We start from the raw sequence: 13633 nt of genomic DNA on the forward strand, positions 1-13633 counted from the left end.
GCCCTCATACCGCCGCGCGTTCATCGTCGATAACCGTTGTCCCCAGGGGAATTCATGACCGAAACCATCGCCGCCACCACGCTGCCCGATCTGCGACCGGCGACCATCTCCAAGCAGATCGCCCTGTTGACGGTCGCTCAGCGCCGGGCCATGGGGCCCACACTGAAGCAGGCGCGCGCGGAGCTGACGCGGCGCAGTTGGTGGGAACCGGCCACCCGGAAGGACCGCGCGGTACAGCTGTGGGGCCTGGGCTGTCTGTCCACCCCGACCGCCGTGGCCCGCTGGCTGATGACCGGCGCGACCCGGCTGGCCGATACCCGGCCCGATCTGTTGATCGCGTGTCTCGAAGCGGGCGAACGGGATAGCGCGTGGCGGGCCGAACTCGCCGGACAGCTGGCGGCGGGCCGGGCCGAACGCTGGGGCGGGCTGCCGTACTTCCCGCTCATCGTGCATCTGGTGCGCACCTCGGACGCGGCGGTGCCGGATACCGATGAATTCGTGCGCGCCTGGATCAGCAGCCGAACGGGTCACGAGCACGTGGCCATCCCGTGGCGGGCGGCGCAACTTCCGGGCGGGGAGAATCTGCTGGCACGGTTGCGCGTCGACCCCTTCCTGCCGACCCTGGCGCGCCGGGCCGTCGAGCTGACCGGTATCGCGCTCGCGAACGATGCGGACGATCCGGAGAACTCATGGCCGTACGCGCTCGGCGTGCTGTCCGGGGAGGGCATCGTCGATCGCGAAGCACTGCACACCTGCACCCTGAACGCCCTGCTGCGCGGTGACGGCACCCCGTCCGACGCGGTCGGCCGCCTGAGCGTGCTCACCGCACTGCACGCCGAGTCCGCCGAATGCGCCGGCCGGATACCGGCTTACACCGAACTGCTGGTGCGCGGGCGCTCCACCGCGGCCGCGCACGCGCAGGGCGTGCTGATCGCACTGCACGGCGAGGGCCTGCTGCCCACCGCCGAGGTGGTGGTGCTGTCCGATGAGGTATTCGCCCGGCCGGAGAAGAAACTCGTTCGCGCCCAACTGAGTTGGCTCGAACGAGTGGTGCGCGCGGAGCCCGGGTTCACCTCCGACGCCGTGCGCGGCTGGGCGAGGGCTCTGCCCGCCATCGAGGACGCCACCCTGCGCGCCCGGTTCGAAAAACTGATCACCCGGTACCTGCCCGGGGCGGATGACGAGACCCGGATTGATCTCGCGGCCGCACCCGAACCGGAGCTCGAACCCGAAGTCCCACTGCCGATTCCGCCCGTACCGAATGCGCTCGAGGGTGTGCCCGCAAGTCCCGCCGACACCGCCGAGCTGTACCACTGGCTCAGCGCCCAGCCCTGGGGCGAGCCGATGCGCGGCGAACTCTTCTTCGACGGGCTGGTGCGCTTCACCCATTCCGATCGCGCCGCGCTGACGGCGGTGCTGCGCCCCGCGTTGGAGGTCGAACTGAGCGCCGATGATGCCCCCGGCCGGTGGCGCGCACACGGCTGGACTCCGCTCGTCACGGCGTCGATCGCCGTCGGCCTGCTCCGGGAGCAGCCGGGCGAGCGCACCGCACCGGACAGGTTGTCCGAGCGCATGATCGAATGGGGTGATCTGGTGCTCACCGGCGCACCGCTGCCACCCTGCGCGCTCGCCACCCCCACGTTCGAGAACGGGCAGATCGCCGCCGCCACCCTGCTGGACCGGCTGCGCGGCTACCGCGATGCCGGAATACGGCCCGGGCCAATCGAATTCGCGCAAGCCCTGGTTCGCCTCGCACCGGACGCCGATCGCGGGATACGCACCGGCGCGGCGGATCTCGGCACACCCGAGGGCCTGCGGCTGGCGGCGGCACTCGATGGCGAACCGTTCACCGACCTGCCCGCCGCCTTGGCGCTGACCTACGCCGGTCCCGAGGACGCGTGGAGTCTGCTTCCCATCGAGCCCCACGAATTCCCGAATCCGGAAGTGCTTGCGCAATGGCAGCTTTGGAGCGAATGGCGGGAAAGCGAGATACCGGTGCGGCTGGCCGAATTGCCCGGGCCGAAGGATCTCGCCGTGCACGGTCACGTGATGCGCGCGCTGTGTGCGGATAAGGCTCCGGAACGCGTCGCGGGTGTGGACGCGCTCGCGATATTGGCGAGCACGGGTCAATTGCGGACGGATCTGCTGGTCGCGGCGCTCCCCGCGCAGGTGCCGCTCAAACGCCTGGCCGGATCGCTCCGCGATACCGTGCTGGCGATCGGACCGCATCACGCCTGGCCGGTGATCGACGTACTGCTCACTCCACTTCTGTTGCGCGACAATACAACCGGGCTCGCGGATGTGCTGGCTGTGGCGGCCGACTGCGCCCGGCGGCACGGGGCCGCGGCGCATTACCCCGCGCTTGTTCCCCTCACCGAACGCCCGGGCTCGGGTCGTCTGGTCACCGAGGCCAGAACCTTGCACTCGGCGCTACGACATCCCTGATGGAGGCCGGATCAGGGTTTGCGGCCCACGGCGCAATAGCAGGACACCTTGGCATCCAGGGCGGCAGGAAGATCGGTCGCCCCCAGCAGTCGCCACCGATGTGGCGGCACCACACCAGGTTCCACCAGGTCGAGGTCCGCGAACCACGCGGTCACCTCCTCATGGGTGCGGACCTGCGCGGGCAGCTTGCGGACGCGGTAGACGTCCTGGCTGGCCAGCACCTGTTCGGGCGCGAAATCCGAGGTGATGGTGCAGATCACGAGATAGGAGCCGGGCGCCATGGCGTCCAGAAATGTTCGCACGATTCGCAAGATGTCGTCTTCGACGAAGTGCAGTAGCGCGATCATGCTCAACCCGATCGGCTGGCTCAGATCGAGTATCTCGGTCAGCTCCGGATCGCGCAGAATCGCCGCCGGATCGGTGACATCGCCATGGATGTAGGTGGTGGCCCCCGGCATACCGGCGGTCATCAGCGCGCGGGCATGCGCCAGCACCACCGGATCATTGTCGACGTAGACCACCCGGGCGTCCGGTGCGGTCTCCTGCGCGATCTGATGCAGGTTGGGCTCGGTCGGGATACCGGTACCGATATCGAGGAACTGCCGAATTCCGGCCTCGGCCAGGAACTTCGTGCTGCGGTGCATGAACTGGCGGTTGAGCCGGGCGGCGGTGCGGATATCCGGCCACACCTTCAGGATTTCCGCCGCTGCCCTGCGGTCGACCTCGTAGTTGTCCTTGCCGCCCAGGAAGTAGTCGTACACGCGAGAGGTATGCGGCTGATCCAACTGATGTTCGCTATCCATTCAATCACCGCCCCTTTCGCCTGTTCGAGGACACACCCTTCGGCATAGGCTAATCGGCCAACGGCCATACCGAGTAGTTTCATGGCGAAGCGTGCGCACTCCCGCCGGACACGATCCGCGCCACGCCATCCAGCAGACAGCCCAACCCGAAGTCGAAGATGCTCTGCGGTTCCGACGCCGCCAGGGCATCCGGACCGAAACGAGCGATCATCGGCAGGTTCCCGGCGGCGAACAGCGCGCGGGCCGGACCGTCACTCGCGGTCATCCACTGTTCGCGGGTGGTGTCCGATTCTCGCTCGCGCGCCAATTGATATGCGGCGCTTTGCGTATGTGTGGACAGGGTGATCGCGATGCGGACCATGGTGGGGAAATCGAGGCCGAGGCCGTCGATGGCGCGCAGTCGCCAATCGGTGTAGGCCATCATGGCGGGCGCCACCGGCGGACGCGTCGTGATCGCGAACAGCTGTGGCACCCAAGGATGTTCGAGATAGATCTGCCATTCCGCGCGCGCGGACAGCTCCAGTTTCGCGCGCCAGTCCGGCGGGCCCGGATCCGGGAGCGGATGATCACCGAACACCGCGTCGACCATCAGCCCGCCGAGTTCTTCCTTACCGGGGACGTAGCGGTACAGCGACATCACCCCGACGCCGAGTTCGGCGGCGGTGCGGCGCATGGACAGTCCGGCGCTGCCGTCACGATCCGCCAGCGCGATCGCGGCGCGCACGATGTGCTCGGTGGTCAAGGCCGCGGCCGGATCGGCGGCGGGATCGGCGATGCGCTGCTTATCGGCGACTCGTTCGCGATAGGCGCGCGCCCGGCAGGCTCGGGAGCAGTACTGCGCGGGACGGCCGCGCGGCGTCGGCTCCAGGGCGCGGCCGCACATCTGACAGTTCGCCATGGGAGCCTCTTTTCGTCACGATATTGGAGTTTCGTGACGAAAGCTTACCCGAAGTCTATTCGTGTCGATAATGCACCCCTGAGCGACCTTTAAAGCCGCTTGAGCTGGTCATTAGAAATTCATGTCGCGCGTCATGAAATTCGTCAGATACGGTGTATTTATGACTCGTACATCGTATCTGGAAGAGCCGCGACCAACGGCACTCTCCCCACATGCCGTGGCCCTGGCAGGTCTGGTCAAAACCTATGGAACGGGACCCGCGCGCACGACCGTGCTCGACGGCGTATCGCTGACCTTCCCGCATCGTTCGTTCACCGCGGTCATGGGTCCGTCCGGTTCCGGTAAGAGCACGCTGCTGCAGTGCGCGGCCGGACTGGACCGGCCGGACTCCGGTTCGGTGACGATCGACGGTATCGAATTGACCGCGCTCGACGAGGTCGCGCTCACCCGGCTGCGCCGCGATCGGCTCGGCTTCGTCTTCCAGTCCTACAACCTGATGCCGACCCTGACCGTCCGGCAGAACGTCACCCTGCCCGGTGAGCTCGCCGGGCGGCGGGTCGATGCGGGCCGGGTGGTCGAGCTGCTGACCCGGCTCGGGCTCGCCGCGCATCTGGACGACCGGCCCGCGAACCTGTCCGGTGGTCAGCAGCAACGGGTTTCGATCGCGCGGGCACTGCTGAGCGATCCGGCGGTGATCTTCGCGGACGAGCCGACCGGAGCGCTGGACAGTCGGGCCGGGGCCGAAGTGCTCGCACTGCTGCGCGAAGCGGTCGATACCGGCGGCCGGACGGTCGTCATGGTCACGCACGATCCGATCGCGGCCGCGGTGGCCGATGCGGTGGTCTTCTTCGCCGACGGGCAGGTCGCGGACTTCCTGTACCGGCCGACGGCCGAGACGGTGGCCGCCCGGATGGCAGCGCTGGGCGGTGTCCGATGATGGGGCGGCTCGCGCTGAGCGCGGTGCGCGCACACCCCTCGGCCTATCTGGCGGCGGCGGGCGTCATCGGCGTCGGCACCGCACTGCTCACTTCGTTTGCGGCACTGGCCGAAACGGGGCTGGCCGCGCCCGCGAACCAGGGTGAGTCGATGACCATGCTGGCCGCCATCATGGGCGGCTGGTCGGTGGCGATCGTGGTGTTCGGGATCGCCTCCACCGTCACGCTCGTGGTGCGGCAGCGCGGTCGCGAACTCGCGCTGCTGCGCACCATCGGGACCACGCCGCGACAGGTACGGCGCATGGTGCTGCTGGAAACCGGCATCGTGGCGCTGCCCGCGCTGGCGGTGGGGGTGCTGCCGGGTATCGGGCTCGGCGCGTTCCTGCTGACGCGAATGGTGGACGCGGGGGTGGTCACCGAGCCGGTCGATTTCGTAACCACATGGCGCACAGTTGTTTCCGGTGCGGCGATCGCGTTGCTGGCCGCCGTCGCGGCGGCGGTGATCGCGGGCGGGCGGGCCGCGAAGATCGCGCCGACGCTCGCCCTGGCCGAATCATCGGGCGGGACAGCGCAATCCGTGGTGTCCGCGCCGAAACTGGGGTTCGGGCTGCTCTTCCTGCTCATCGGACTCGGCTCGGGGATCGGCACGCTGTTCATGGCCGACGGACCGCTGCTGGCCGCTGCCGCCGGACCGGCCTGCGTCGGCGTCGCCATCGGACTCGCACTGCTGTGCCCCGTCCTGGTCGGCTGGCTCGGCCGGATCTCCGCCGTACTGCCGAACGCCGTGGCCCGCTTGGCGATTCGCAATCTCGCCGCCCGGGCGGCGGCATCGAGCACCGTGGTCGGCCCGCTCGCCATGCTGGTCGGCATCGCCACCGGGACGCTGTACATGCAGTACACCGAGAACGGCAGTCCGAAGATCGCGGGTGACGATATCGGCGCGCAATTCGCGGTCGCCAACTATCTGGTGGTCGGCATGATCATCGCGTTCTGCGGTATCGCGGTGACCAATTCGCTGATCGCGGCGACCTGGGAGCGGCGGCGCGAATTCGCGGGTCTGCGGCTGACCGCGTCCACGCGCGATCAGGTCCTGGGCATGATCACCGCGGAGAGCGCGCTGGCGGCGGCGCTGGCGATTCTGCTGGGGACGGTGGCGGCCGCGACCACCGTCATCCCGTACGCCCTGGTCAAGACGGGCTCACCGGTTCCGCACGGATCGGCGCTCAGCTACCTGGCGATCATCGGCGGCACCGCCGCGATCGCCTGCGTCACAACGTTTTCCACAGCTGTCAGGGCTACCCGGCCGCGTCCCGCGCTCGTACTCGCCACGGCGTGAGGCGCGGTACGCGAACCGCGGACCTACGAATTGACCTGGGAATCCAGGAAATTCAGCAGAATCTGGGCGTCGTCGCCGTAGTCCAGGTGCGCCTTCGAGGCGTAGAAGGTGGCCATGGCCGCACCCTGCCTGCTCAATTGCAGCAGATCGTTGATGGAGTCCGGGCCGCCGATGCTGATCAGGGTCTGCGCGGCGACCCGGAGGTCACCGCGCACGGCATCGGCGAAGGGGCCGATGACCGCACCGGCCAGGTCGATGGTGAGCGGGGCGAGCGCCGACGCCGTGGCGGCCGCGGCCAGCGGTCCCGAATGATCCATGGATTCGACGGCGCGCCACAGGGTTTCCTGCATCTGGCCGACATCCGCGGCGATGCGCAGAATATCGATTCCGGTCATGGCGTCGGCGATGACTCCGGCGGCGGCCGTCCACCCCGACGGGTCGACAGCGGCGGCAGCACGGATCACCGAGGCGACGAGCGGCAGATCCACCCCGGCGGCGGCCTTGACCAGCGGGGCCAGCGCGGCGTTCAAATCGCTCGCGACCTGATGCGCGGTGCGCAGATCACCGGATTCGATGACACCGGGCAGGCCGGTGAGACTGTCCAGAATCGCGGGCAGATTCGCGGCGGTGGCCGCCCAGCCCGCGCCGACCTGCACCACCTGCGCCATCAATTGGCCCGGATCGGTGGCTCCGGGCAGCAGCGCGGCGATCGGCGCGGGATCACCGCTGATGACACGGCCCAGCGCTGCGAGAAACGGTGAGGTGGCGGCATTGAGCGAGCAGTACAGATCACCATCGGCACACAGGGTGCGCACCCGATCGGTGAGCGCCCCGAAATCCTGCTCCCGGGATCCGGCGATCCCGTGCCCGGGCTGCGGATTACCAAGGGACAGCGTGGTATTCGGATCCCGATGCGGATCGGCCAGCAGTCCGACCCCCAGCACCCGCTCCGCGCCGATCGGCCCCGCGCCGTGCCCGATCTCGGTGGCGAAATCACCGATCCCGTCGGCCCCCTGGCTGTATCCGGCCAGCAGCACCCGAGTCGAGGCGCACAGCCCGCTCACCATCTGCCGCAACCGCGATTCCAGCGTGCCCAGCGACTGCGCATAGGTCAGCCCCTGATCGAAAGCACTCGCGGCATACGGCGCGTACAGCACCGTGATATCGCCCCCGAGCTGCCGCTGCAACCCATCCCCGATCGGCCTGAGCATCCCCACCGGCACCGTCGGATCCGCATCCGGCCGCGTCTCCCACGTCCCCGGCGCGAAAATCGCGGTGTACGGCGTGCACCCCCGCGTCCCCCGAGGCTGCGCCCCGGCGTCCCCTGCCACCACGGTCCCCGCCATGACTGCCACGGCCATCGAGATCGCCGCGCACGAGGTCGCCAGCCTGCTCATCGTCCAAATCCTCTGCCACCGAAGGGTTTCCGACCCACCCGGCAGGTCCCGAAACCCACCGCGCAGTTTCGGCCCATTCTCCCGGCCCACCCCCGGTTCCGCAGGCTTTTCAGACACATACCCGTTTCAAACCTTCGGGCGACTCATAACGAGAACGGCCCCGGAACCAGTGGTTCCGGGGCCGTTCCGTGTAGTAGCGGGGACAGGATTTGAACCTGCGACCTCTGGGTTATGAGCCCAGCGAGCTACCGAGCTGCTCCACCCCGCGTCGGGTGAAATGAACAGTACAGGGGCGGGGTGGATATACCAAAACGGGCGATTGGGGTCGGTGAGCTATCCGAATGGATACCGGTAGCGGGCGGTCGAATTCGCCGCCGCGGCGTCAGCGCGCTTCGGGCAGGTTGATACGGTCGGGCGGATGTCTGCCGAGGCCGGAAGCACCCTGCCCATCCAGCGAGTTCGGGCCATTGTCGAACTCGCCGGATTGCGTGGGTGGGATATCAGCGGCATGCTCGCCGATGCGGGGATTTCGCCGGATCTGTTGTCGGAGGGGCGATCCCGGGTCACCATCGATCAGGCGGTGCGGGTGGTGCAGCAGCTGTGGCGGGCCACCGATGACGAATTGCTCGGGCTCGGACTGCAACCCATGCCGCGCGGCACGCTGCGGCTGGTGTGTTTCGGGCTGATGGGCGCGCCGACGCTGGGGGCGGCGATTCGCCGGTTCGAGAGTTTCCGGCGGTCACTGCCCGGCCTGCCGCGGGCCTCGCTCACCGAGCGGGACGGGGAGGCGCGGGTCGGGTTCGATATGAGTGGGGCGGATCGCGCGCCCGGCATTGTCATCGACACCATGCTGGTCATCACGCATCGCTTTCTGGCGTGGCTGATCGGCGGGCGACTCCGGCTGCGCCGCGTCGAACTGCCCTACGCCCGCGATCCCGAAGTCGACGACTACGACGTGGTTTTCGGTGCGCCCGTGGTGTTTTCGGCCGCAGAACCGACGTTGATCTTCGATGCCGCGCTCTTGGATCATCCGATCGGGCGCACCGAGGAGGAGTTGCTGGAGTTCCTGCGCAACGCACCGTCGGGGGTGCTCGGCCCACGTGACTATTCGATCTCGCTGGCCGCGCGGGTGCGGCATATCCTGCAGCGCGGACTGGACGGCGAATGGCCCGGGGTCGAGGACATCGCCGCCGAACTGTCCATGAGCCCGCCCACCCTGCGCCGCAAACTGCGTGAGGAGCACACCGCGCTGCGCGAGATCCGCGAACAGATCCTGCGCGACGCCGCCATCGCGAGCCTGGTGCGCGGGGAGGAAACGGTGGCGACGCTGTCCCGGCGGCTCGGCTTCTCCGAGCCCAGCGCCTTCTCCCGCGCGTTCCGGCGCTGGACCGGCAGTCCGCCCGGCTCCTATCAGCACTGAGCGGCTGAGCGTTCCGGTCAAGAAGTCGAGCGAGGCGGTCATTGGGAAACCGGGCATATCGCCTTACCGTCACGGCAGAGCCTACTTAGAACAGAGGAGTTCACTCGTGGCCCTGCACCGCTCGCCGTGGATGGACGAGGACCTGGACGCGCTGTCCGATCTCGCGCGCAAGTTCTTCGAGAAGGAATGCGCCCCCAATGAGGACCGGTGGGCCCGCCAGCACCATGTCGACCGCGAACTCTGGAACCGCGCGGGCGAATTGGGCCTGCTGTGCCTGAGCATCCCGGAGGAGTACGGCGGTGGCGGCGGCACCTTCGCGCACGAGGCCGTGGTGCTCACCGAACAGGTACGCGGGCTGTCACCTAGCCTGGGCAATCCCGTGCACAGCGGGATCGTCGCGCACTATCTGAACGCGTACGGCACCGACGAGCAGAAGCGGAACTGGCTGCCGCGCATGGCATCCGGCGAGGTCGTCGGCGCGATCGCGATGACCGAGCCCGGCACCGGCTCGGATCTGCAGGGCATCAAGACCAAGGCGGTCAAGGACGGCGACGATTACGTCCTGAACGGCGCCAAGACCTTCATCACCAACGGCTACCTGGCCGATCTGGTGATCGTGGCCTGTAAGACCTCCGAGGGCAAGGGCGCGGACACCGTCTCGCTGGTGCTGGTGGAGACCGACCGCGAGGGCTTCCGGCGCGGCCGCAATCTGGAGAAGATCGGCCAGCACGGTCAGGACACCTGCGAGCTGTTCTTCGACAATGTCCGTGTGCCGCAGTCGAATCTGCTGGGCAGCGCGGAGGGTATCGGCTTCATCCAGCTCATGCAGCAGCTGCCGCAGGAGCGCCTGATCCTGGCGGTCATCGCCGCCGCCGCGATCGAGAAGACCGTCGAGGTCACCCTGGCCTACACCAAGGAACGCGAAGCCTTCGGCAAGCCCGTCTTCGCCTTCCAGAACACCCAGTTCACGCTGGCCGAATGCGACACCATCAAGTCCATCGCCTGGGCCTTCACCGATGACTGCGTCAACAAGCATCTGCGCGGCGAACTGGATGTGCCCACGGCCGCCAAGGCCAAGTGGTGGCTCACCGAACAGCAGTGCAAGGTCGCCGACGAATGCCTGCAGCTCTTCGGCGGCTACGGCTACATGGCCGAATACCCCATCTCACGCATGTACGCCGACGCCCGCATCCAGAAGATCTACGGCGGCACCAACGAGATCATGAAGCTCATCATCGGCCGGACCCTGTAGTACCCGATCGCAACTGCCGCTGCCGGACCCGGGCCGAACCCGTGATCAGGCGCAGGGCCGTGCCCAGCAGCAGCAGATTGCCGATCATCTGCACGAGAACGAAACCCCTGGCCAGCTGGCTGCTCGCCACAATGTCCCCGAATCCGACGGTGGCGAACACCGTCACGGTGAAATAGAGCGCATCCAGCTTGGTCAGCGAAACCCCGAAGTTCCCGATGTCATTGAGACTCAACAGGTAATAAACCGTGGCAAAGCCGATCAAATAGGCCCCGAAAATCGTAGCCAGCGCCTCAGCGGCCTGCTCGATCGGCCGCTCCACCTGCAACACCCGACTCACCTGCCATACACACAACCCGAACACCACCACCAGCCCCGCCGTCAGCAGAACGAACGCGGGCACATCATCCAGCCGATCGAACGGCAACAGGAAATACGCCAGCGTGAAGGCCGTGACGGTCAACGCCGACCGCCCCATCGCCCGATAGAACGACCATCTGGCGCGCCGCGAATTTCCGCCCCCACCAGACTGTTTCGGCATAGGAAAATGCTACGTGCCGGGTGGGGGTTCATCGCGTAAGGCAGATGGCCGAACTCGGATCAGAAATCGAAACTCTGGTAGCGGGCGCACGCACCGAGCAGATAGGTCTCCAGATCCTGGCCGACAATGCCCTCGCGTTTGGCGGTGCACTCGGCCAGCAGCCGCATCTGGAGGACGAGTGCGGAAGTCCACGTCCAGCGCGACCGGCCGGGGCGGGGTGCGCCCGGTCCGATCTGCTCCAGCACGAACGGCGCCATCGCGACCGGATTCATCGTCGACAACTGGCGCGGATACGCCCGGCGCAGACCTTCCAGGTACGCGATCACCTGGGCGTTGTTCTCATGACCGCTGAACGGGCGCTCCATCACATTGCGGAAGAAGGCGTTCAGGACGCCGACCGAGTGCTCGTCCCGCGCGAAATCCCCGGCCTGTCTGCCCTGCACGATGACGGCGTGCAGGGCACGGTGCGCGGCATCGATTTTCGAATCCATCTCGACTCCAGAAGGTCACGGCCAGCGCCCGGTTGGGCTCGGCCCGATCACTTCGGAAGCTATTGCGGGACAGCTGATCCGGATACCCCCATATGGCGCATCCGGGCAGGTCGGGAGGTTGTTCTCAGCTTTCCGGTCCGGAACCGGCCGACGCGGGCTCGGGTGTGGTGCGGGCGTCGATTTGTTCGCCGATGTAGCGGATGATCACCGCGGCGATGGCGGCGACCGGGACGGAGAGGAAGGCGCCGACTATGCCGTAGAGGGAGCTGCCTACGGTGATGGCGAGCAGGACTACGACGGCGTGCAGTTGCATGCTGCGGCTTTGCAGGATCGGTTGCAGCACATTGCCTTCCAGCTGCTGTACGACGACGATGATGGCCAGCACGATCAGGGCCGAGGTGAGGCCCTTGGTTACCAGGGCCACCAGGACGGCGAGGGCGCCCGCGACGAAGGCGCCGACGATCGGGATGAAGCCGCCGAGGAAGGTCAGGACGGTCAGGACCGCGGCGAGCGGGATGTGCATGATGACCAGGCCGCCGCCGATCAGCACCGCGTCGATGAGGCTCACCAGGGCCTGGGTGCGGATGAAGCCGCCCAGGGTGACCCAGATCCGGTTCAGGACCTCCTCGACGTGCCGGCCGCTGCGGCTGCCCAGAATCGAATGCAGCCAGGGCAGTAGGCGCGGGCCGTCCTTGACGAAGAAGAACGTCAGCATGAGCACCAGGAACAGGGTGACGATCGCCGAGGTCGCGGTGCTGACACCGCTGAAGACGCCGCTGGCGATGCGCTCGGCGCTGGACTGCACCTTGCTCACGATCGCGTCGACGGCCGAATTCAATTGTTCGTCACCGATATTCAGCGGCGGGCCGTGCAACCAGTCGCGCACCTTGTGCAGGCCCTCGGTGGCGCGATCCGCGAGCGCGGGCGATTGATCGACCACCGACGGCACGATCAGCGCGATCACCCCGGCCAGGATGCCGAGCAGACCGAGTGTGGTGATGGAGGCCGCCAGAGCGGGCGGCAGACCACGCTGGACGAGCCATCGCGTCGGCGGCCAAAGCACGGTGGAGATCACCAGCGCCAGCGCCACGGGCAGCACCGCGACCCAGAGCTTGCCGAGCACGATCTGGAGCACCCACGCACCGGCCGCGATGGCGACCAGGCACAGCGACCATTTGGCGAGCCAGAGCAGGCCCTTGCCGATGACAGCGCCTCGATCCGGCAGTGTCGCAGACGCGTTCGGCGCGTGCGGCACTCCGCCGGATTCCCGCCGCGCCGATTCCGTCAGCACCGACTCATCCCGCGCCGATTCATCCCGTTCGGACGACGCCCTCGCGGACCCGACCCCGTCATTCTCGTTCGCTGGCTCGCTCACGCCCACAGTCTGGCACGGTGCGCATGAGAAACCATGGAGCACGTTCGCCGCCGGTGACGCCGCCCACACCATCGAGCGATTCCGGCAATTCGGGCAGTCCGCATCACCCGAATACCCCCGCGTGCGCACCGGCCAATGCCAGCCGGGTCGCCGAATCGGCCGTCGCATCGGTCAGCCGCTCGCGGGTTATCAAGGCGCGGAAGTAGATCGGCGCGACCAGCGCCTTGACCAGCTCCACCGGATCGGTGCCGGCGGGCAGTTCCCCGCGCTCGGTGGCGCGCACGACGATCGGCAGCGCCTGGCGGATCCGATCGCGGAACACATGCCGGACCACCGTCGGCGGCGACGCCGAGCCCGCGGTCTCGGACACCATGACCGCCAGCACCGCCTGTCCCCCCGGGCTTTTCACCCATGCCACCAGACCGCGCGCGAGTGCGCGCAGATCATCCTCGACCGAACCGGTATCGGGCAGCGGAATCTCGGCCGCCGCACTGTCGGCGAGCGCATCGGCGATGAGCGCGTCGCGGTCCGGCCAGCGCCGGTACACGGTGGTCTTGTGCACCCCGGCGCGGCGCGCCACATTGTCGACGGCGAACCCCGCGTAGCCGAGTTCGGCCAGCTCGGCGACGGTGGCGGCCAAGACGGCGGTGCGCACCTTGGGTCCGCGACCGAGCGGCGCGTCAGGGCTCATTGCAACTCCTAGTTGCGATATCGAACGGGCACGGGCATGCTCGACCCTATCG

At 67.8% G+C, this 13633-nt stretch carries 12 protein-coding genes and 1 tRNA gene; 5 read left to right on the forward strand and 8 right to left on the reverse strand.

Features of this window, described 5'->3' with window-relative positions; all coding sequences use genetic code 11:
• Positions 1 to 54 precede the first annotated feature (54 nt).
• Positions 55 to 2445: a hypothetical protein gene (locus ACFC4D_RS39370; RefSeq protein ID WP_376071162.1), complete on the forward strand. Its 2391-nt coding sequence runs from the start codon at positions 55 to 57 to the stop codon at positions 2443 to 2445.
• A gap of 11 nt (positions 2446 to 2456) precedes the next feature.
• Here ACFC4D_RS39370 and ACFC4D_RS39375 read toward each other — a convergent pair whose 3' ends face one another.
• Entirely contained in the window at positions 2457 to 3248 is a 792-nt protein-coding gene (locus ACFC4D_RS39375; protein ID WP_375966074.1) for an SAM-dependent methyltransferase, read from the reverse strand.
• Between the two features lie 79 nt (positions 3249 to 3327).
• Positions 3328 to 4146: a TetR/AcrR family transcriptional regulator gene (locus tag ACFC4D_RS39380; protein WP_375966072.1), complete on the reverse strand. Its 819-nt coding sequence runs from the start codon at positions 4144 to 4146 to the stop codon at positions 3328 to 3330.
• A gap of 160 nt (positions 4147 to 4306) precedes the next feature.
• Here ACFC4D_RS39380 and ACFC4D_RS39385 point away from each other — a divergent pair, with 160 nt between their 5' ends.
• Together ACFC4D_RS39385 and ACFC4D_RS39390 are read left to right on the forward strand one after the other, a co-directional pair.
• Positions 4307 to 5083: an ABC transporter ATP-binding protein gene (locus ACFC4D_RS39385; RefSeq protein ID WP_376071165.1), complete on the forward strand. Its 777-nt coding sequence runs from the start codon at positions 4307 to 4309 to the stop codon at positions 5081 to 5083.
• On the forward strand, positions 5080 to 6417 hold the full coding sequence (locus tag ACFC4D_RS39390; RefSeq protein ID WP_376071167.1) for an FtsX-like permease family protein: 1338 nt from the start codon (positions 5080 to 5082) through the stop codon (positions 6415 to 6417). Before ACFC4D_RS39385 ends, ACFC4D_RS39390 begins: the two co-directional genes overlap by 4 nt.
• Positions 6418 to 6440: 23 nt before the next feature.
• On the opposite strand, the gene ACFC4D_RS39395 is transcribed toward ACFC4D_RS39390, so the two are convergent.
• Entirely contained in the window at positions 6441 to 7814 is a 1374-nt protein-coding gene (locus ACFC4D_RS39395; protein ID WP_376071170.1) for a cutinase family protein, read from the reverse strand.
• Between the two features lie 194 nt (positions 7815 to 8008).
• Positions 8009 to 8082, reverse strand: a tRNA-Met gene (locus ACFC4D_RS39400).
• Between the two features lie 150 nt (positions 8083 to 8232).
• Here ACFC4D_RS39400 and ACFC4D_RS39405 point away from each other — a divergent pair.
• Positions 8233 to 9234 carry an AraC family transcriptional regulator gene (locus ACFC4D_RS39405; protein ID WP_376071173.1) on the forward strand — a complete coding sequence of 334 codons (1002 nt, stop codon included), beginning with the start codon at positions 8233 to 8235 and terminating at the stop codon, positions 9232 to 9234.
• Positions 9235 to 9364: 130 nt separating this feature from the next.
• Positions 9365 to 10486, forward strand: coding sequence for an acyl-CoA dehydrogenase family protein (locus ACFC4D_RS39410; RefSeq protein ID WP_376071241.1), 1122 nt, complete (start codon positions 9365 to 9367; stop codon positions 10484 to 10486).
• Here ACFC4D_RS39410 and ACFC4D_RS39415 read toward each other — a convergent pair.
• From ACFC4D_RS39415 to ACFC4D_RS39430, 4 genes are all read right to left on the reverse strand, one after another.
• Complete coding sequence (locus tag ACFC4D_RS39415) at positions 10467 to 11024, reverse strand: ion channel (RefSeq protein WP_376071176.1); 558 nt, start codon at positions 11022 to 11024, stop codon at positions 10467 to 10469. The genes ACFC4D_RS39410 and ACFC4D_RS39415 overlap by 20 nt on opposite strands.
• Before the next feature lie 59 nt (positions 11025 to 11083).
• A complete protein-coding gene (locus ACFC4D_RS39420; protein ID WP_376071179.1) occupies positions 11084 to 11515 on the reverse strand; it encodes a hypothetical protein in 432 nt (143 codons plus the stop codon).
• Positions 11516 to 11639: 124 nt separating this feature from the next.
• Positions 11640 to 12890 carry an AI-2E family transporter gene (locus ACFC4D_RS39425; protein ID WP_376071182.1) on the reverse strand — a complete coding sequence of 417 codons (1251 nt, stop codon included), beginning with the start codon at positions 12888 to 12890 and terminating at the stop codon, positions 11640 to 11642.
• Positions 12891 to 12993: 103 nt separating this feature from the next.
• Positions 12994 to 13581 carry a TetR/AcrR family transcriptional regulator gene (locus ACFC4D_RS39430; RefSeq protein WP_376071185.1) on the reverse strand — a complete coding sequence of 196 codons (588 nt, stop codon included), beginning with the start codon at positions 13579 to 13581 and terminating at the stop codon, positions 12994 to 12996.
• Between the last annotated feature and the right edge of the window lie 52 nt (positions 13582 to 13633).

It is taken from the genome of Nocardia sp. NPDC056000 (genome assembly GCF_042269265.1).
GTDB lineage: Bacteria > Actinomycetota > Actinomycetes > Mycobacteriales > Mycobacteriaceae > Nocardia.

Coding starts and splice junctions, on each gene's coding strand:
- ACFC4D_RS39370 (WP_376071162.1), top strand. CDS start 55: ATGACCGAAACCATCGCCGCCACCACGCTGCCCGATCTGCGACCGGCG.
- ACFC4D_RS39375 (WP_375966074.1), bottom strand. CDS start 3,248: ATGGATAGCGAACATCAGTTGGATCAGCCGCATACCTCTCGCGTGTAC.
- ACFC4D_RS39380 (WP_375966072.1), bottom strand. CDS start 4,146: ATGGCGAACTGTCAGATGTGCGGCCGCGCCCTGGAGCCGACGCCGCGC.
- ACFC4D_RS39385 (WP_376071165.1), top strand. CDS start 4,307: ATGACTCGTACATCGTATCTGGAAGAGCCGCGACCAACGGCACTCTCC.
- ACFC4D_RS39390 (WP_376071167.1), top strand. CDS start 5,080: ATGATGGGGCGGCTCGCGCTGAGCGCGGTGCGCGCACACCCCTCGGCC.
- ACFC4D_RS39395 (WP_376071170.1), bottom strand. CDS start 7,814: ATGAGCAGGCTGGCGACCTCGTGCGCGGCGATCTCGATGGCCGTGGCA.
- ACFC4D_RS39405 (WP_376071173.1), top strand. CDS start 8,233: ATGTCTGCCGAGGCCGGAAGCACCCTGCCCATCCAGCGAGTTCGGGCC.
- ACFC4D_RS39410 (WP_376071241.1), top strand. CDS start 9,365: ATGGACGAGGACCTGGACGCGCTGTCCGATCTCGCGCGCAAGTTCTTC.
- ACFC4D_RS39415 (WP_376071176.1), bottom strand. CDS start 11,024: ATGCCGAAACAGTCTGGTGGGGGCGGAAATTCGCGGCGCGCCAGATGG.
- ACFC4D_RS39420 (WP_376071179.1), bottom strand. CDS start 11,515: ATGGATTCGAAAATCGATGCCGCGCACCGTGCCCTGCACGCCGTCATC.
- ACFC4D_RS39430 (WP_376071185.1), bottom strand. CDS start 13,581: ATGAGCCCTGACGCGCCGCTCGGTCGCGGACCCAAGGTGCGCACCGCC.